Origin of the sequence: Ideonella sp. (assembly GCF_041287625.1) — a bacterium.
In the GTDB taxonomy this organism is placed as follows: domain Bacteria; phylum Pseudomonadota; class Gammaproteobacteria; order Burkholderiales; family Burkholderiaceae_C; genus Ideonella.
The window spans coordinates 21,154-38,889 of record NZ_JBGGNH010000012.1; the positions used below are offsets into that span (position 1 = coordinate 21,154).

Consider the following 17,736-nt stretch of genomic DNA (forward strand, 5'->3'; position numbering starts at 1 on the left):
CGGATCTCAAGGAAACGAAGGGCCGTTCCCGAGTTTTCTTGACCCCCTCGGGGGGCCTGACGCGAAGCGGCAGGTCTGGGGGCGCTCAGTATCAGAGGGCGTCTTTGCCGGTCTCGCCGGTGCGGATGCGGACGACTTGCTCGAGGGCGGAGACGAAGATCTTGCCGTCGCCGATCTTGCCGGTGCGGGCCGAGGACTCGATGGCCTCGATTACGCGGTCGACCAGCGCGTCGTCCACGGCCGCTTCGATCTTCACCTTGGGCAGAAAGTCCACCACGTACTCCGCGCCGCGATACAGCTCGGTGTGGCCCTTCTGACGGCCAAAGCCTTTCACTTCAGTCACCGTGATGCCTTGCACGCCGATGGCGCTGAGGGCTTCACGCACTTCGTCAAGCTTGAAAGGCTTGACGATGGCAGTCACCATTTTCATTGTCTGCTCCAGAGGTTGGGGCCGGGTTGCGCAAGGCGCTACCGGCCGGGGGATTCAATCGATCAGAGGCCTTGCTTCATTGCAAGCGCAAGCGAATACGTTGGGCCGGCGTCGCGCAGCCGGGTTGTAGATCGCGCCAAGCTCGTCATCGGTGGCATTGCAAGACCGGTGCCTTCCATGGCCCTGCCTGGGCGAGCGGTGAAGCCAACGCGCGGGTTGGCGGTCCAGCCTTCGGCGAACTTGTAGTTCGCGCTCGGATCGAGATGGCCCGGGTTCTGGGCATCCTGGAAATCGAAGCCCTTGTCCGCCGTCTTCCACGCGTGACCGATGCGAACCATCAGGCTCGCATCCGCACTGGTGTGCAAAGTTGACAGACTCGGCGCAGCAGGCGCCGTCAAGGACTTCTTCATGCAACGGCTCCGGGGTACTTGATGAGTCCGCGGTTTATGTGGGGTCGGGTCGGGGTCAGCGCCTGGAGAACTGCAGCTTTCATGCCCGCAACCTGAAACTGCCTGATACCGGCTTGTATGCGCCTGTACGGCAAGCTGCACCGGTGTTTGTTCTAAGTTGGTGCGATCCAGGGGATGGTGAGGCACCAGATTTGTGCGAATCGCCTTTGTCTCCCTCCACAGCGGGATTGCCGGGGCTTCTCCCGTTTGGACAATGGCAGGCAGCCCCCACGGGGGGACAACAATCAAACCAGGGAGGGCCGCATGACGTTGGCCGTGATCAGCAGCCGCGCCCTTGATGGCGTGCAGGCGCCGCCGGTTCAGGTGGAAGTGCATCTGGCCAATGGCCTGCCCAGTTTCACGCTGGTCGGGCTGGCGGACACCGAGGTGAAAGAGGCGCGGGAGCGGGTGCGGGCTGCGCTGATGGAGAGCGGGTTCCAGTTCCCGCACAACAAGCGCATCACCGTCAGCCTGGCGCCGGCAGACCTTCCCAAGGAGTCCGGCCGCTTCGATTTGCCGATTGCACTGGGCATCCTGGCGGCGCAGGGCGTGGTCGATCCGGCCCGGCTGGCGCGCTTTGAATTTGCCGGGGAACTGTCGCTGGCAGGCGGCTTGCGCCCGGTGCGCGGCGCGATTGCGCTCGCGCTGGCGGTGCGGCGCGCTTCGCCCGACTGTTGCCTGGTGCTGCCGACCGAAAGCGCGCGCCAGGCCGCCCGGGTGCCGGGCCTGGACATCCGCGAGGCGGCGACGCTGGCCGAGGTGGTCGAGTCGCTGCTGCCCGACGGGCAGGCCCTGCCGCGGGCGCTGGGGGAGGTTGATCCGCCATCCCGGCCCGGGCCGGACCTTGCCGAGGTGCGTGGCCAATCCGCAGCGCGGCGGGCGCTGGAGGTGGCGGCGGCTGGCGGGCACAGCCTGTTGTTGATCGGGCCGCCGGGCTCCGGCAAGTCCATGCTGGCCCAGCGGCTGCCCGGCTTGCTGCCGCCGCTGGACGATGAGGAGGCGCTGGAGAGCGCGGCCTTGTGCGGGCTGGGCTCCCACGGACTGGAGGCCGGTTGGCGCACGCGCCCGGTGCGTGCGCCCCATCACAGTGCGAGTGCGGTGGCGTTGGTGGGGGGCGGCTCGCCGCCACGGCCAGGCGAGATTTCGCTGGCCCACGGGGGCGTGTTGTTTCTGGACGAACTGCCCGAATTCGCCCGCACGGCTTTGGAGGCCTTGCGCGAGCCGCTGGAGACGGGGCACATCACCATTTCGCGGGCAGCACGCCAAGCCAAGTTTCCGGCGCGCTTCCAATTGGTGGCGGCAATGAATCCCTGTCCTTGCGGGTGGCAGGGCGCGTTTGCGGCAACAGGGCGTGCCTGCCGTTGCTCGCCTGAGGCGATCCTGCGCTACCAGGCGCGCCTGTCCGGCCCGCTGCTCGACCGCATCGACATGCAGGTGGAGGTGCCGGCGGTGCGACCGGGGGAACTGCTGGACGGGGCAATGGGCGAGTCCTCGGCGGCGGTGGCCGAACGCGTGCTGCTGGCGCGGCAGCGCCAGCACAGCCGCCAGGCGGGCCTGAATGCCGCGCTGGATGCCGGTGCGCTGGACCGGCTGGTCGAGCTGGATCCGGCTGCTGCGGCGTTCGTGCGGGCTGCGGCCGAGCGGCTGGGCTGGTCCGGCCGCGGCCTGCACCGGGTGTTGAAGCTGGCCCGCACCATTGCCGACCTGGCCGGGTCCCCCACGGTTTCAGTGGCCCAGGTGGCCGAAGCTGTCCAGTACCGGCGCGCGCTGCCGGGGGCCTGATGGCGCCCCTGGACCTGCCGCTTCGCGCCAGGCTCCCCGAGGGGAAGGAGGAAGCTTGGGGCGGCCCTGAACTGTGTGAAGCAGGTTTGTGCGCAGCAGCACACACATTAGGGGGTGTGCAGGCAGCAGCGTCGCAGGCGCCCTACCTTAAACTTGACTTTCTAGTGAAGCACGAGCCCGCGGGCACGCGTTGCGTGGGTGGCGTGTTCGACCGTTGCCTGTTATCTGTTGTCTGATCGTTCCGGAGTCCGCCGCCCGTGTCACGTCCGCTGGCCATTGCCTTTCTGGCCTGCAACAAGAACCCGGGGCGGTTCCGCGAGGACGCGTCTTTTGTCTACCGCTGCGAGAACCTGGCGGCAGCGCTCGCCAAGCAAGGCCACAAGGTCCTGTGCGAGCATTTCACGCGCTTTGACTGGGCCTCCCGCCCCGACGTGGTGGTGTTCCACCGTCCGCAGCTTTCGCCGCGTCTGTGGCTGCTGATGAACTGGTTGCGCCAGCGCGAGGTGCGGCTGGTGGCCGATGTGGATGACCTGATCTTCGACCCCGCGATGGCGCACCTGAGCCCGGCCGTGTTGAGCGGCCGAGCCACGCTGGCCGCGATCGAGCAGCGCTTCAAGCGCCACCGCCAGGCCTTGCAGCGTTTTGGCTACCTCACCGTGGCGACCGAGCCGCTGCGTGACGAGCTGCTGGCGCTGCCGGTGCTGAGGCAGCGGGCGCAGGTGCAAGTCGTGCCAAATGCGGTGCACCACAGCTGGAGCGCCCTGGGCCGGCAGCTGAGTGAAGACGAAGATGGCCCGGCGCCGGTGATCCGCTACCTGCCCGGCACGCGCAGCCATGAGCGCGACTTTGCGCAGATCGCTGCGCCGCTTGCCGCGGTGTTGCGCGAGCGCCCTGGTGTGCGACTGGAAATCGTCGGTCCGCTGGATGGCGAGCTGGCGCTGCCGCCGCACCAGGTGACGCGGCGCGAGAAGCTGCCGTTTGACCGCTACCACCAGGCGGTGCGTGGCGCGCGGGTCAATCTGGCGCCGCTGGAAGACACCCGCTTCACCCGCTGCAAGTCGGCATTGAAGGTCATCGAAGCCGGATTCTGGAACGTGCCGACGGTTTGCTCGCCGCTGCCCGATGCACGGCGCCTGGTCCACGCCGGGGCCCATGCCGCCAGTACGGATGCGGAGTGGCGTCTTTTGCTGGCACGGTTGCTGGACGATGACGGCTTCCATGCACAGCACGCCACCGGCTTGCGGGCGCGGGTGATGGCCCATGCCAATGTGCACAGCGTCGCTGCCGAGTGGCTTCAGGGCGTGATGCTGGCGCCGCGCCCGCCCGCTTCGGCGGCGTTGCGGGCGTGAGCCGCGCCTTCCACCGGGCGGGCGGACTGTTCACGACAGCGAGCCGCGCAGCCGGATTCTGGCGTTTGTGCCTCGATCTTCCGATCAGCGGCTGGTGCGCCTGGCAGCGTCGCCAGGGGCGCTATCGGCGGCGCTTGCTGGCTTGGCGCTGGTGGTTGTTTCGCAGTTGGCCGCGTCCGGCCAGCTTGTTGCAGCTGGCCTTGTGCCGGCGAGATTTTGGATTGGCTTTGCCCACACGTTGGCGAGCGCCCCTGACGGCTGCGCTGCCGTGCTTGGGGCCGGCTGCGGCGCTGCGTGCCCGCGAGCTGCTGTCGGCGGACGTCGGTCCGGTGCAGCAGGCCATGGCCGCACGGCGCCAGGCCTTTGCCGGCTGGCTGGCAGGCCGGCGTGCGGCTGGCGGCGTGTGCGTGGTCGGCAATGCGGCCGGCTTGCGGGGCAGCGCGCTGGGTGAGCGCATTGATGCGCACGCGGCGGTGTTGCGCTTCAATCGATGGCAACCGACTGCCGTCGACGGAACAGCGGTGTCTTCCGTGGACGTTGGCCTTGCCTGGCAGGTCTGGGTGTTGGCGCCAGACCTGCAGCAGGCGCCCCCGGCCGGGCTGGAATGGGCCTTGTTTTCCGGGCCGGATCCTTGCGCAGCCTTGCCGCGCTGGCGGCAGGCGCGGGCGCTTGAACAACAAGCCGTGCCCGTGCTGACCGTGCCGCTGGCCGTCTGGCGTGCACTGGTTCGTGAACTGCAGGCACCCCCCAGCGCCGGTGTGCTGATGCTGGCGTGGTTGCATCAGCTCGGGGCGGGATGGCAAGGTCTGTCCACCGCAGGCATAGGCTGGGGCGCCACGCCCCTGGGCGGGCATCATCTGTTGGCCGGGCACGCCGCCGGCCGGCGCCATCGTTGGGATGCCGAGCGCGCGCTGCTGCAGCGCTGGCGGGCCGAGGGCCTGAGCGACCTGGCGCCGCCAGTGCCGGGGTTGGTCGCATGAGGTGCCCAGCGCCCGCCCACCCCGTACGGGGGACGGCCTGCCTGGTCAAGTGGGATACATTCGCCGCAGGCTTTGCCCGGCCCGGCGGGCTGTCCACACGCGCGCGACGCTGGCCCACGACACGGCAGCGTGGCGCTCGCGTTCGCGCTGGAATCATGCAAACGAAGATGTCGGGAAATCACAGAGGTCGGCCTTGATCGAGGTGCCGCAACGGGCGCTGGATGCCAAGGTGATGCTGCACAGCATCCGCCTGCTGCGCGCCGCTGCCCGTCTGCTGGGCCGGCGAAAGCCGGCGCTGCTGGACTTCGAGGTCGAGTTGACCCGCCTGCTCGGCCTGTTTGATCGCGACCACTATGTCGCGCAGGTCGAGCAGGCCAGCCTGAACGGCATGACGCCGCTGCGCCACTACGTCCTGCATGGCGACGCCGCTGGCCTGTCGCCCAGCCCGCTGTTCGACATCCGTCACTACGACGCCCATTGCGGACCGCGGCATGGCATCAACCGGCTGCTGCACTACGGGCTGGTGGCGAGTTACAAAGGCTTGTCGCCCACGCCCTGGTTCGACATCGACTACTACCTGCGCAGCAATCCTGACGTTGGCGCGCGGCCGATCGACGCGCTGAACCATTTCCAGCGCTGGGGCTGGCGCGAAGGGCGCAATCCGCTGCCGGGGCTGGACATGCGGAGGTTGCTGAATTCGCGGCCGGAGCTGCGCATGGTCAAAGGCAGCGTGCTGGCCTTGTTCGGTTCGGAGTGGATGGCGCTTTACATGCAGGAAGGCGCCAGCCAGGCTGCGTTGCGGGCAGTCGAGCGCTCCCCGCATTTGCGTGAGCCCGACATGCTCGATCCCGCGCAGTGGGTCAGCGTGCAGCCGCGCCAGTGGGACAGCGCGCCGGTGGTCGACGTCTTCGTGCCGGTTTATGGCGGACTGCAGGAAACCTTGCGCTGCCTGCACAGCGTGCTGACCGCGCCAGTGCGCACGCCGCATCGGTTGGTCCTGATCAACGATGCCGGCCCGGTGCCGGAGCTCAACGCGATGCTGCGCAGCCTGGCCGCACGCGACCTGTTCGTGCTGGAGCAGCACCGCAGCAACCAGGGCTTCGTGAAAACGGTGAACCACGGCCTGCGGCTGTGCCGCGACCGCGATGTCGTGATCCTGAACAGCGACACCGTGGTCTACAACGACTGGCTGGACCGCCTGCTGGCGCATGCCGCCGAACATCCCCGCCTGGCCAGCGTCACGCCGCTGTCGAACAACGCGACGATCTGCAGCTACCCGGAGACCTTGGGCGACAACCGCATTCCGCTGGAACTGACGCCGCAGGAGATCGACCAGCTGGCCGCCGAGACCAACCGGCTGCAGCATGTGAAAGCGCCGACCGGCGTCGGCTTTTGCATGTACATGCGGCGCGAGGCAATCGATGACATCGGCGGCCTGGACGAGCGCAACTTCGGGCGCGGGTATGGCGAGGAAAACGACTGGTGCCAGCGGGCGATCCGCCGCGGCTGGTCCAACGGCATCGCCTGCGACATCTATGTGCGCCACGTGGGCTCGGTCAGCTTCAAGGGTGAGGCGCTGGAGCGCACCCAGGCGGCGATGAAGACGCTGGCCAGGCTGCACCCCAAGTACGAGCCGGACGTGCTGCGTTACATCGCCGACGACCCGTCCTGGATGCACCGGGCGCGGCTGGACCTGGCGCGACTGGCGCGGCAGTGCACCCAGCGCAACGTGCTGCTGGTCTGCCACAACCGCGGCGGCGGCACCGAGCGCCACCTGCTGGAGCAAAGCCGTGAGTTGCTGAACGAAGGCTGCGGCGTCTTCGAGCTGCGACCCTCGCCGCAGGCCGGCTGCGTTTCGCTGCTGCATCCTGGTCTCTTCGGCTTGCAGAACCTGGCCAGCCTCCCGCTGCGGCCCATGGACATGCTGGTCGAAGCCTTGCAGCGGCTGCAGATCCACGAGCTGCACATTCACCATTTGATCGACTTCCCCCCCGAGACCGGCGCGCAGCTGATCGAGGCGGCGCAGCGCCTGGGCATCGAGATCCGGTTGGCGGTGCATGACTACTACACGCTGTGCCCACGGGTGAACCTGGTGAACCTGGAGGGCCGGTTCTGTGGCCTGCCCGGCGACGACGACTGCAACCGCTGCCTGACGCAGGACCAGCTGATCCAGCAGACCGGCACCATCCAGGTCTGGCGCGGCGAGGCCCGCAGGCTGCTGCAGGCCGCCAAGCAGGTCGTTGTGCCGTCGGAGGACGTGGCACGTCGGCTGACGATGCTCGCCGCCAGCACTGCGGTGCGGGTGGCCCCGCATGAGGCGGACCCGCCGCCCCGGGTGTCGGCGTCGGTGCTGGTGCCAGCGGATCAGCCGGTGCGGTTGATGGTGATCGGCGCGATCAACCGCATCAAGGGCTACGACGTGCTGTTGGGGCTGGCTGAAACGGCAAGTCGTCGCGGCTTGCCGCTGGAATTCTCGCTGCTGGGCTATTCGTCAGACGATGGCCGCCTGGCCGGTGCCGGGGTGAAGCTGCTCGGTCGCTACTTCGACAACGAGCTGTCAGAGAAGATCAGCAGCTTCGATCCGCACCTGATCCTGGTGCCTTCGGTCTGGCCGGAGACCTATTGCTATGTGCTGTCCGGTGCCCTGCGCAGCGGCCGACGCATCGCGGTGTTCGACCTCGGGGCGCAGGCAGATCGCGCCCGGCTGCACGATCCACAGCATCTGGTGCTGCCGCTGCGGCTGGCCGATGAGCCGGAAGAACTCGCCGATTTGTTGCTGCGGGCGATGCGGGCGCCGGATCCGACGGGTGCGGCGCTGGGCCAGCAGAGTGCTGCAGGCGGAATGTTGCTGCGACGTGAAGGCTGAGTGCGGGTGCGGTCGTCTGGCTGTCACAGACCTGTCGCGCGCGGAAAGATGCGGCATTCGCCTCGCAAAGCTCCGTTTTGGCGGCTTGGCTTGCCGATATGGGCTGGGGTAAAGTCCGCGTCGCGCTGCCTGCGGGTTTCTCCCGGGCGGCGCGCTTGCTTGTAGGTCCGTATGGTCTGTGTCCGTAGGTCTGCCATCAAGCCTGAAGCCGAAGCAGCGTTTCCTCGCGCTACAGGCCTTGCGCGTTCCGCGTCTCCATACGTTTCCATGCATCTCAAGCTTCAGTTCTGTCCGTCACCGTGATCAAGCGCACCCCCTGGCAAATTCAACGAGCTGTGATCTTTGCGCTGCTCATGCGCGAGATCAAGACCCGATTCGGCGGCCATTGGACGGGGGTGGTCTGGATGTTGGGCGCGCCATTGGCGCAGATGTTCGCGCTGGTGGCGGTCAACACCTTCCTGCGTGGACGATTGACCCGCGGCACCTATGACTACGCGATTTTCCTGATCATCGCCTTGATTCCCTATCGGCTGTGTTCTGGCCTTTGGGGGCAGTTGATGACCGGCATCACTTCAAATTTGGGGCTGTTCAACTACCGGCAGGTGAAGCCTTTCGACACGCTCATCGCGCGGACCATCCTTGAGGTGGCAACCGACGTGATCGTCTTTGTGCTGACGCTGATGATCCTGGCGCGGCTCAATTTCTCGCCGATCCTGCCCGACAGCCTGATCGGCTACCTGGGCACCTGGATGGCCTTCATCCTGTTCGGTACCGGCATGGGTCTGGTATTGGCGACGCTGATCGGTCCGCTGCCTCGCCTCGGCCTGGCGATCGGTTTGCTTTCGCTGCCTCTCTATCTGACGGCCGGGGTGATCTTTTCGGTCCACGGCTTCACCAGCGAAGCGCGCTACTGGCTGTTGTTCAACCCGCTGCTGCATCTGGTGGAGTTGGCGCGAGCAGCCTTCCTGCCAGGGTATGTGCCGTTGCAGGGTGTCAGCCTGACCTATCCGTTGATGTGGACGCTGACCTTGTGGGCCATCGGGATCTGCATGTATTGGTTGCGCCGCGAGCGGCTGGTTGCCGGCGAATGAAGGTGCGCCATGATTGAGCTGGTCAACCTCACCAAGTACTTCCCCACGCCCACCGGGCGGCACTATGTTTTCAGGGACCTGAATTTCACCTTCCCCGACGGTGCCAGCATCGGGCTGATGGGGCGCAATGGCGCCGGCAAGTCAACGCTGATGAGCATCATCGCTGGCGTGGTTTCGCCGGACAGTGGCCGGGTGCGAACCAGCAACACGCTTTCCTGGACCGTCGGCATGGGCGGTGGCTTCCAGGGCTCGCTGAGCGCCCGCGACAACGTCCGGTTCGTTTGCCGGCTCTACAGTTCATCTCCCGCAGAGACGCGTGAGCGGGTGAAGTTTGTCGAGGATTTTGCCGACATCGGCAAATTCTTCGACATGCCGATGAAGACCTACTCTTCGGGCATGCGCAGCCGGGTTACCTTTGGCTTGAGCATGGCCTTCGAGTTCGACTACTACCTGATCGATGAGGGCATGTCGGCGGGAGACCCCATCTTCAAGCGCAAGGCCGAGGCAGTCTTCAAGGACCGGGTCAAGAATTCGAACCTGATCCTGGTGTCGCATGTGGTGCGCGACATCCAGAACATGTGCGACGTGGTGGTGGTGCTGGAAGATGGGCGCGCCACGCTCTACAGCGACGTGAAGGAAGGTCTGGAGATCTACCAGAACATGCAACAGCGCCAGAAATCTGCGCTCGGCCGGAGCCCTGCGGCGCCGGCTGCGCTTCCACCCGCGGCGCCCCTGCCCGCCGGGGCCGACAACTCCTTGCCGCCTGCCACACCATGAAGTTTTTCGACATCGTCACGCCGCGCCGATTGAGCCTGGCCCTGTTTGTGGTGCCCGCCGTGTTGGCCACGGTCTATTACAGCTTCGTCGCCGTCGATCGATATGCCAGCCATGCCGTGCTGAGTATCCGCGACACCTCGTCCGGCGGGTCCAGCGGCGGTGGGCTCTCGGCCGCGAGCTTGCTGCTGGGGGGGGGTGGGGCGCCCGTCTCGCTGTCGGATGCCTACATGCTGGAGAGCTACATGCACTCCATGGCCATGATGCTGAAGATGGACAAGCAGTTCAATCTGCGGGCGCATTACAGCCAGCCCAAGCTGGACCTGTTCTACCGCATTTCAAAGGATGCCGAGCGCGAGAGGTTCCTCGACTATTTCAACAGCCGCGTGTCCATCACGCACGATGAAATGTCCGGGCTGCTGACTGTCGAAGTGCAGGCCTTCGATCGGGAATTTGCGCAGAAGCTGGCGCAGGCCATGATCGACGAGGGTGAGGGCTACATCAACGAAAACTCCCACCGGGTGGCCCGCGACCGCATGGCGTTTTACGAGGGTGAGGAAGCGAATTCGCTGAAACGCGTGCGCAGTGCCAAGGGTGATGTGCTGGCCTTCCAGACAAAATACAAATTGCTGGATCCGCTGTCCCAGGCGGTTGCGGCCAACACGTTGACGGCCAGCTTGCAGGCGGCCCAGGCAAAGCAGGAGGCCGACCTGAAGGCTGCTGAGGCCTTCATGAGCCCCGACAGCCTGCAGGTGCGCAGCTTGCGCAGTCAACTTGGGGCGACACAAGCCCAGTTGGAGGTCGAGCGACTGCGCGCCACCGCGGCCGTCAACGGCAGCCAGTTGCCCGCGCTTGCGATCGAATACCAGGGCTTGTTGCTGCAAGCCGGCTACGCCGAGGACGCCTACAAGAGCGCCCTGCTGTCGGTGGAACAAGCCAGGCTGGAAGCATCGCGCAAGCTCAAGACAATCCTGGTGCTGGAGTCGCCAACCTTGCCGGACTTGGCCCTCTATCCGCGCCGCATCATGGATTGGCTGACCGTGTTGGCTGTTTGCACCATGCTGTTCGCCATCGTCCGCCTGATCTATGCCACGGTGCGCGAGCACCAGGATTGAATGTCATGACCAAGTCTTTTGTCATTGCTTCGCTGACTGCCCTCTGCGTCATTGTGGCATCGCCCCTTGTGCAGGCGCAGCAGAGCATCACCTTGCCGCCGGGCGTCACGCTGAATACCGCGGCCTTGCAGAGCCCGGCCACGCAAGGCCTGACGATGCAGGCGCCGTCTGTGACCCCGGCTGCGGCAAGCACGCCTTTGCCATCGCTGCCAAGTGATGGTGGGGTTGGCAAGTCCGTGGTGTTCGGCTCGCAGATCTTCAGTGGCCGCTTCGCGCAGTCCAGCAGCGGCTTCAATCCTGATTACCAGATCACCGTCGGCGACCGGGTCAGCATTCGCATGTGGGGAGCTGTCACCCAGGAGGGTGTGCAGGCGGTCGATGCGCAAGGCAACATCTTCTTGCAGAACGCCGGCCCGATCCGCGTGCTGGGGGTTCGCAACGAAGACCTGAATCGACAGGTCGACGAGTTGGTCAAGAAGACCTTCAAGGCCAACGTGGGCGTCTATGCCACGCTGGAAGCGGCCCAGCCCGTGAAGATCTACGTCACTGGTTTCGTGCGCGCGCCAGGCCTCTATGGCGGCCTGTCGTCGGACACCGTGCTGACCTACCTCGACTTGGCCGGTGGCATCGATCCGGACCGTGGCAGCTATCTCTCGGTGCAGGTTCTGCGGGGTGGCAAGCCGAGGGCGACCATCGACCTGTACCGCTTCCTGCTGGATGGCAAGATCGACCGCATCCAGCTGCAGGACGGGGACACCATCGTCGTTCGGCCGCGTCAGTACGCGGTGGCGGTGCAGGGCGAAGCCCAGAACGCCTACGTGTTCGAACTGCCCAGGCAGTCGGTGCCGGCGTCCGAGCTGATCGCGCTGGCACAGCCAAAGGCCGATGCCACCCATATCAGCATCGTGCGCAACACCGGCGTGGAACTGAAGAGCGAGTACTACCCGCTGGGCAGCACCGCCAATGTGCAGATCCAGAGCGGCGATCTGGTGACCTTCACCGCCGACAAGTACGCCACCACGCTGTTGGTGCGCATCGACGGCGCGCAACTGGGTGAGCGCGCGCTGGTGATGCCCAATGGCGCGAAACTCAAGGACGTGATCGCGCGTCTCTCACCTTCGCCGCAGGCAGACCTGAGTTCGCTGCAGCTGTTCCGCAAGTCCGTGGCCGTGCGGCAGAAGCGTTCGCTCGACATCTCTCTGCACAACCTGGAAACCGCCGCGCTGACCGCACGTTCTTCGACCAGCGAAGAGGCGGCGCTGCGCCAGGTTGAGGCCACCCTGATGCTTCAGTTCATCACCCGGGCCCAGCAGATCCAGCCCTTGGGGCAAGTGGTGCTGAGCGATCGTGAACAGGCCGATCAGCTGCCGCTGGAAGATGGTGATCTGGTGGTTGTACCTGAGCGCAGCAACATGGTGCTGCTCAGCGGCGAGGTGCTGTTTCCGAACGCGCTGGTGTACCAGCCAAATGCGGCGGTGGACGACTACATTGCCTTGGCCGGCGGCTACACCCAATCGGCCGACACCTCCAAGCAGATCCTGTTGCACCGCAATGGCAGCGTGGCTCCTCCCGGTACCACGCCCAAGCCGGGCGACGAGATCATGATCCTGCCGAAGATCGAATCCAAGAGCATCGAGGTGGCCCGTGGCATCACGCAGATCCTCTATCAGATCGCGATCGCAGCCAAGGTGGCGATCGGCTTTTAACTGTCAGTGACATCGTGTCCGGCTGCCCAATCGGCCGACGGTGTGTCCAACAGCTCCCTGGCGCACGGCGCGGGCTGGTTGTCAAAGTCGGAGGGAGCCTGTGCCTGTTGCCCGGATCACGTTGGAGCGCCATTGGCCTGGGATGCTGGAGGGCTGGTCCGCAGATGCTTCGGTCAATCCGGGCGAGCTTCAGTTGCTGCTGCGCGGCAAGCCTGTGGCAGACGTCGTGCTGCAACGTCATTCGCGCGCGGATGTCAAGGCTGCATTGGGAGGTCAAGGTGACGACGCCTATGGCTTCAGTGTCTACCTGACGCCTCATCTGGCACGCTGCGCAGCGGCGGGCGATTTGCGCTTGCGCCAGGGCAGTGTTGAACTGGCCTTGCCAATCGCCGGCTCCATGGAGCAATGGGCGAACTTCCTGCGCGAACTCCCTGATGGCGATGCGCGCGAGGAAAGCGTGCTTTGGTTGATGCACCATGTGGCGGTGGCCGGTGGCCCCTCCAAGTTGTTGGGGCCTGCTGCCGACTGGCTCCGGCAGGAGGCCCGAGCCCGGCATCTGGAAAACGAACTGACCCAGCCTGACTCTGCATTGGCCCGGCATGTGCCGTCCCCGTTGCGTGGCCAGATCGAGTCCATGGAGGGGCTGGTGCTGGCCGGGTGGCTGCAGCTGGACGCCACCTCGGGGCAGGCGCTGTGCCTGCGGACCCCTTCGGGCAACTTGTCAGCCAGTGTCATCCGCGTTCATCGCGACGATGTGCGTGCGGCGCTGGGGCTGCAAGATCCCATGCTCGGATTCGAGCTGGAGCTGCCGGCAGGCATCTGGCGTCATCGGGACTCGGCGGGGGCCTGCCAGTTCCGGCTGGCGGTCGGTTCACGATCCTTGCCGCCTCTGCCCAGGCGGTTGGACGTCAGTCACCTTGTGAGTCACTTCGGCCGGTTGGCGGCGTTGCCGGTTCTTGAGCTGGCGGGTTTCGAGGGACAGTACCAGGTGATGCAAGCGCTGGAGCACTTGGCCGCGGCCGAGGCCTGGGACCTGCTGCCGGATCTCTTGATGCGTTTTGCCAGGCGGCAAGCCGAGCGCTTTGGCTTGACGAACCTGCTGCCCGCGCAGGCCACTTTGCCTGATCGTTCGCCGATGGTGCTGCCGCAACCTGACCAGGCGACGATGCGACAACTGCAACGCGCCCTCAGCGATGAGATGGGGCAGCCTGGTGCCACGGCGGCGACCAGCCTGAAAGCGGTGCTTGCGCGTCATCCCGTGGCCGGCGAGGTGCAGGATCGCTTTCTGCGAGCGCTGATTCCTGTCTTTGCCGGTCAGCGGGACTACGCCAGTCTGCGGCCGCTGTTGCGAGTCAGTCAGTTGCGGGAGCTTGCGGACTCGGACGAGGTATGGTCTTTGTCTCAGCTGTTGCCAGAGCTGGTGGCGACTTCTGACTACAACGCAGCGGCGACGCTGGTCAAGCGACTTGTGAAGGGCAAGTCTGGCTGGCTCAATACCGAATGTGTTGGCCAGGCGGCGGACTTGCTGTTGCAGGAACTGGGCAGCTCGTCCGTTGACGACCGACAGGCGCTGAAACTGGTTGAGAAATTCCTGGCCCTCTTGGCCTCCATGAGCGAGGCTGGTTACTGGGGTCGTTTGCACGACCAGCACATCGTGGATGCCCAGGTCTCGCTTTTGCTGCTGGCGCCCGTGCTGCCGGCAAATGCCGCGTACGCTGTCCTTCAATCCTGCCTGAAGCTGTTTGCGCTGGTCCCCAGCTTCTGGACCCGACTGGAGAGTCGCTGGCCTGCGGGTCTGCTGTGGCCTCCTGAGTTGCGCTCGGTTCATCGTGGTTTTGTATCGGTGAGCGAGGGCCTGAGGTCGGACTTGTCGCCCACACGTGCGCAAGCCCTCTTGCTGCAATTACAGCCTTTCCGGGCCTGCGGCAACATCGACGTGCCGCAGTTCTCGCGGGACATTCTGCAGGCAGCGGTGCCGCAACTGGACACCGAAGTGGCCGCGGATGTGCTGCCGTTATGGGCTGAGACCGACGGCTTGGGCGCGTCTGAATCCTTGCGGTTGGCGGCACATCCATTGTTGCCTCCCGCGCTGTTGGCCGGGAAGGACGACTTGGTCGACCGCATGAGGGCTGCAGGTGGGGTGACGCAGCGGGCCGGACGAGAACTGCAGCAGCGGTTGCTCCGCGAACTGCGCACATTGGCCAGCGACGCCACGCAGCCTTTGCCGTCGCTTGCCACATGCCGTCGCTTGGCGGGACCTGCCCACGATTTTGTTGGCGTGCAGTTGGCGGCGTGGCGCTGGTGCATCGGCCGGGTTCGCTGGGACGCTGCCCAGGTTGACGCTGAATTATCGGAATTGCGGGCCTGGTGGATGACCGCGCACATGAGCTTGCCGGTCACGCCGTGTGGCGCCGTGATCGCCCAGCCTTCCCACGCTGTGCCTGCGCCACTGTGCAATGCGTTGTTGTTGCTGCAGGCAACGCCGGCAGCCAAAGGCAGTCTGCAAGAAAGCCTCGTCCAGGAATTTCTGTCCGTGCTGCCAGCCGAAGACGCCTGGGCGCTGACCTTGCCCACGGGCGAAGCGTTGCGCTTTGCCTCGCCGGCATGGTCTTCCCGCACATTGGTGGTGGTCTACTCCTGCCGCGCCAATCTGGCCACGCGGGTCGAACGCATCCGGCAGACCTGGGGCCGAGACCTGACCGCGAGGGGCATTCCCTGGCTCATTGCCGTGGGCGACGGTCACGGTCAGATCGAGCCGGACGGTGTGCTCGGCCTTCGGGTGTCGGACCATTACGAAGACCTGCCGGCCAAGAGCCTGGCCTTGATCGATTGGGTGTGGCGTCACACCAACTTCGATCACCTCTACAAGATCGACGACGACTGCCACCTGGCGGTGGATGCGTTTTTCGATCTTTGCCCTCATTGGGGGGCGCACTACCTCGGCCGGCCCTTGCATCGGGCCGAGGGCGGCACCGACCGGCGCTGGCATCAGGCCAAGTCGCACGATGCCCGCGCAGCGAACGCGATCGACAAGTCGCCCGAGCCCTCGGTGTATGCCGACGGTGGCACGGGCTACCTGCTGTCGCGCCTGGCCATGGGGCGGTTGTGCAAGTTGCTGCAGACCACTCGGGGCGCGCGCCTGACCCGCAGTGTCTTCATGGAAGACAAGCTGGTGGGCGACCTGCTTCGGGCGGCCGATATCCCGCTGACGGATGCTGGCTACGAGACTTTGCTGCGCCGCAAGCTGGGGCACAACGCAGTGCCAGTGAATTGCTGGCAGAACACTTTCTATCCTGGCCCCCTCAGTCCGACGATGCTGACGCATCTGGACGATGCCAACGCGCTGGACGCCGTTCACCAAGGCCTGTCCCAGGCCGTCGTTGCGCCATTGCGCATCTGGCCCACTTGCCAGGCACCCAGCCTGACGGACCGGCACGGCAAGGCCTCTGGCCAACTGGAGTTGCTGTCACCCGCTTCGGTGGTGCGGGCCATGCACGAGCAGGCTGAACTGCTGGTGGTGGCCGTGGCGCGCAATGAGCGGGTCCTGATGCCGCATTTTCTCCAGCACTACCGCAAACTGGGCGTGCGCCACTTCGTTCTGATCGACAACCTGTCGGATGACGGCACGCGCGAGTATTTGCTGTCGCAGCCGGACGTTGTGCTCTATTCCGTCGATTCGCAGTACCGACTGTCGCACTATGGCGTGGCTTGGCAGCAGGCGGTCCTGGCTGCCCACGGGCTGGGCCGCTGGGCAGTGTTGGCCGACATCGATGAATTCATGGTCTTCGAAGGCTGCGAGCAAACGCCGCTGCTGGACTGGTTGCGGCAACAGCAGGCGCAAGGTTTCGATGGTGTGCGGGGTGGCATGATCGACATGTACCCCGCCGGCAGCCTGACCTCGGCGGACTTCGAGCAGGTCGCGCCATTTGACGCTGCGCCCTATTTTGATCGCCACCCGCTGCTGCCATGGCGACTGGGCAGTGGCTGGTATTCGAATGCGCCCAGCACCGTGAGTGCGCTGCGGCATCGGCTGATTCCCGGCTCTGCGCCCAACCAGTACACCTCGCAGAAGCTGATCGCCTTGCGCTACATGCCCTGGGTGCGCCTGTCGCAAGGTGTGCACTACGCGTCTGGTGTGAAGGTGTCGCCCCAGCATGCCTGGCTGGCGCACTTCAAGTACCACGCGGGCTTTGCCCGCAAGGTGCAGGAAGAGGTCGCGCGCAAGCAGCATTTCAATGGGGCGGAAGAGTATCGCCAATACATGTCGCTGCTGGCCGAGGCCAGTGGCACGCTGTATTCGACCGTGCATTCCACGCGCTATGTGGACAGCTCGTCGTTCACAGGTCTGATGCCAGACGTTGGGCTTCGCTAGCTCAGTGACGGAGAATCGGTTCATGAGGCCCGAACCCTTTTTCCTTGTCGGTTGTGTCCGTTCAGGCACAACCATGCTGCGCGATCTGCTGCGCCGCCATCCCAACCTGGCTTGCCCGGAAGAAACACATTTCTACCGCTGGGGTGACCCGATGGGCACCGACAACCTGCGCAAGGTGTTGTCCAGCAACCCCGTGCTGCGTGAGCACCGCAAGATCGACCAGATTCAGGAATCGGAATTCACGCGCATGATGGAACAGAGCACCTCGCGCGCCGACCTGTACCAGCGCTACATGCAGTGCTACATCGAGCGCAACAAGCCGCAGGCCGGTCGCTGGTTTGACAAGACGCCGCAGAACGTCTACGGCGCGATGCTGATGGCCTGCTCGATGCCGGATGCCCGCTTTGTTCACATCGTGCGCAATCCGCTGAATGTCGTGGCCAGCCTGCGGCTGGGCAAGGTCATCAAGGTCGGAGCCCTGCTGGGCGCCATCAACTACTGGACCGAGGCCGAGCACATCATGCGCGGCCTGAAACAAGCCTTCCCGGACCGGGTCTACGAAATGCGCTATGAAGACCTGATGGACGATGGTCCGGGCCACACGCGCCTGCTGATGTCTTTCCTCGGCGAAGCCTATGACCCAACCTGGTTCGCTGACTTCGTCATGACCCCTTCAGACCATCGCGGTGCAGAAGTGCTCTCGCCCGAGGACACTCAGGTCGTGCTGCAGGCTTGCGAAGCAGGCATGCGCCGGCACGGTTACCTGCCGGCGGCGAGCGGCGTCGTGTCGGCTTGACCTGCGGCGGCATGCCTGTATCGGTG

The 17,736-nt window shown here is 65.4% G+C and carries 12 protein-coding genes; 10 read left to right on the forward strand and 2 right to left on the reverse strand.

Annotated features, from left to right (window positions below; genetic code table 11):
- Positions 1-91: 91 nt before the first annotated feature.
- Positions 92-430 carry a P-II family nitrogen regulator gene (locus ACAH41_RS03070; protein ID WP_141288170.1) on the reverse strand — a complete coding sequence of 113 codons (339 nt, stop codon included), beginning with the start codon at positions 428-430 and terminating at the stop codon, positions 92-94.
- Positions 431-492: 62 nt separating this feature from the next.
- Entirely contained in the window at positions 493-840 is a 348-nt protein-coding gene (locus ACAH41_RS03075; RefSeq protein WP_325648016.1) for a hypothetical protein, read from the reverse strand.
- 303 nt (positions 841-1,143) lie between these two features.
- Here ACAH41_RS03075 and ACAH41_RS03080 point away from each other — a divergent pair, with 303 nt between their 5' ends.
- The 10 genes from ACAH41_RS03080 (at position 1,144) to ACAH41_RS03125 (ending at position 17,710) form a co-directional block, all read left to right on the forward strand.
- Positions 1,144-2,661 (forward strand): YifB family Mg chelatase-like AAA ATPase, encoded by a 1,518-nt coding sequence (locus ACAH41_RS03080; protein WP_325648017.1) that lies wholly within the window; start codon positions 1,144-1,146, stop codon positions 2,659-2,661.
- A gap of 257 nt (positions 2,662-2,918) precedes the next feature.
- Entirely contained in the window at positions 2,919-4,010 is a 1,092-nt protein-coding gene (locus tag ACAH41_RS03085) for a hypothetical protein (protein WP_325648018.1), read from the forward strand.
- Positions 4,011-4,282: 272 nt separating this feature from the next.
- Entirely contained in the window at positions 4,283-4,990 is a 708-nt protein-coding gene (locus ACAH41_RS03090) for a hypothetical protein (protein ID WP_370538166.1), read from the forward strand.
- 202 nt (positions 4,991-5,192) lie between these two features.
- Positions 5,193-7,856 (forward strand): glycosyltransferase, encoded by a 2,664-nt coding sequence (locus tag ACAH41_RS03095; protein ID WP_325648121.1) that lies wholly within the window; start codon positions 5,193-5,195, stop codon positions 7,854-7,856.
- Positions 7,857-8,155: 299 nt separating this feature from the next.
- Positions 8,156-8,947, forward strand: coding sequence for an ABC transporter permease (locus ACAH41_RS03100; protein ID WP_325648020.1), 792 nt, complete (start codon positions 8,156-8,158; stop codon positions 8,945-8,947).
- A gap of 9 nt (positions 8,948-8,956) precedes the next feature.
- Entirely contained in the window at positions 8,957-9,724 is a 768-nt protein-coding gene (locus ACAH41_RS03105; protein WP_325648021.1) for an ABC transporter ATP-binding protein, read from the forward strand.
- A complete protein-coding gene (locus ACAH41_RS03110) occupies positions 9,721-10,836 on the forward strand; it encodes a capsular biosynthesis protein (RefSeq protein WP_325648022.1) in 1,116 nt (371 codons plus the stop codon). The genes ACAH41_RS03105 and ACAH41_RS03110 overlap by 4 nt, the downstream gene beginning before the upstream one ends.
- A 5-nt stretch (positions 10,837-10,841) precedes the next feature.
- On the forward strand, positions 10,842-12,542 hold the full coding sequence (locus ACAH41_RS03115; RefSeq protein WP_325648023.1) for a polysaccharide biosynthesis/export family protein: 1,701 nt from the start codon (positions 10,842-10,844) through the stop codon (positions 12,540-12,542).
- A gap of 142 nt (positions 12,543-12,684) precedes the next feature.
- Positions 12,685-16,914: a glycosyltransferase family 2 protein gene (locus tag ACAH41_RS03120; protein ID WP_370538167.1), complete on the forward strand. Its 4,230-nt coding sequence runs from the start codon at positions 12,685-12,687 to the stop codon at positions 16,912-16,914.
- Between the two features lie 22 nt (positions 16,915-16,936).
- Complete coding sequence (locus ACAH41_RS03125; protein ID WP_325648025.1) at positions 16,937-17,710, forward strand: sulfotransferase; 774 nt, start codon at positions 16,937-16,939, stop codon at positions 17,708-17,710.
- Positions 17,711-17,736: the final 26 nt, after the last annotated feature.

Coding starts and splice junctions, on each gene's coding strand:
- ACAH41_RS03080 (WP_325648017.1), top strand. CDS start 1,144: ATGACGTTGGCCGTGATCAGCAGCCGCGCCCTTGATGGCGTGCAGGCG.
- ACAH41_RS03110 (WP_325648022.1), top strand. CDS start 9,721: ATGAAGTTTTTCGACATCGTCACGCCGCGCCGATTGAGCCTGGCCCTG.
- ACAH41_RS03070 (WP_141288170.1), bottom strand. CDS start 430: ATGAAAATGGTGACTGCCATCGTCAAGCCTTTCAAGCTTGACGAAGTG.
- ACAH41_RS03105 (WP_325648021.1), top strand. CDS start 8,957: ATGATTGAGCTGGTCAACCTCACCAAGTACTTCCCCACGCCCACCGGG.
- ACAH41_RS03075 (WP_325648016.1), bottom strand. CDS start 840: ATGAAGAAGTCCTTGACGGCGCCTGCTGCGCCGAGTCTGTCAACTTTG.
- ACAH41_RS03120 (WP_370538167.1), top strand. CDS start 12,685: ATGCTGGAGGGCTGGTCCGCAGATGCTTCGGTCAATCCGGGCGAGCTT.
- ACAH41_RS03125 (WP_325648025.1), top strand. CDS start 16,937: ATGAGGCCCGAACCCTTTTTCCTTGTCGGTTGTGTCCGTTCAGGCACA.
- ACAH41_RS03115 (WP_325648023.1), top strand. CDS start 10,842: ATGACCAAGTCTTTTGTCATTGCTTCGCTGACTGCCCTCTGCGTCATT.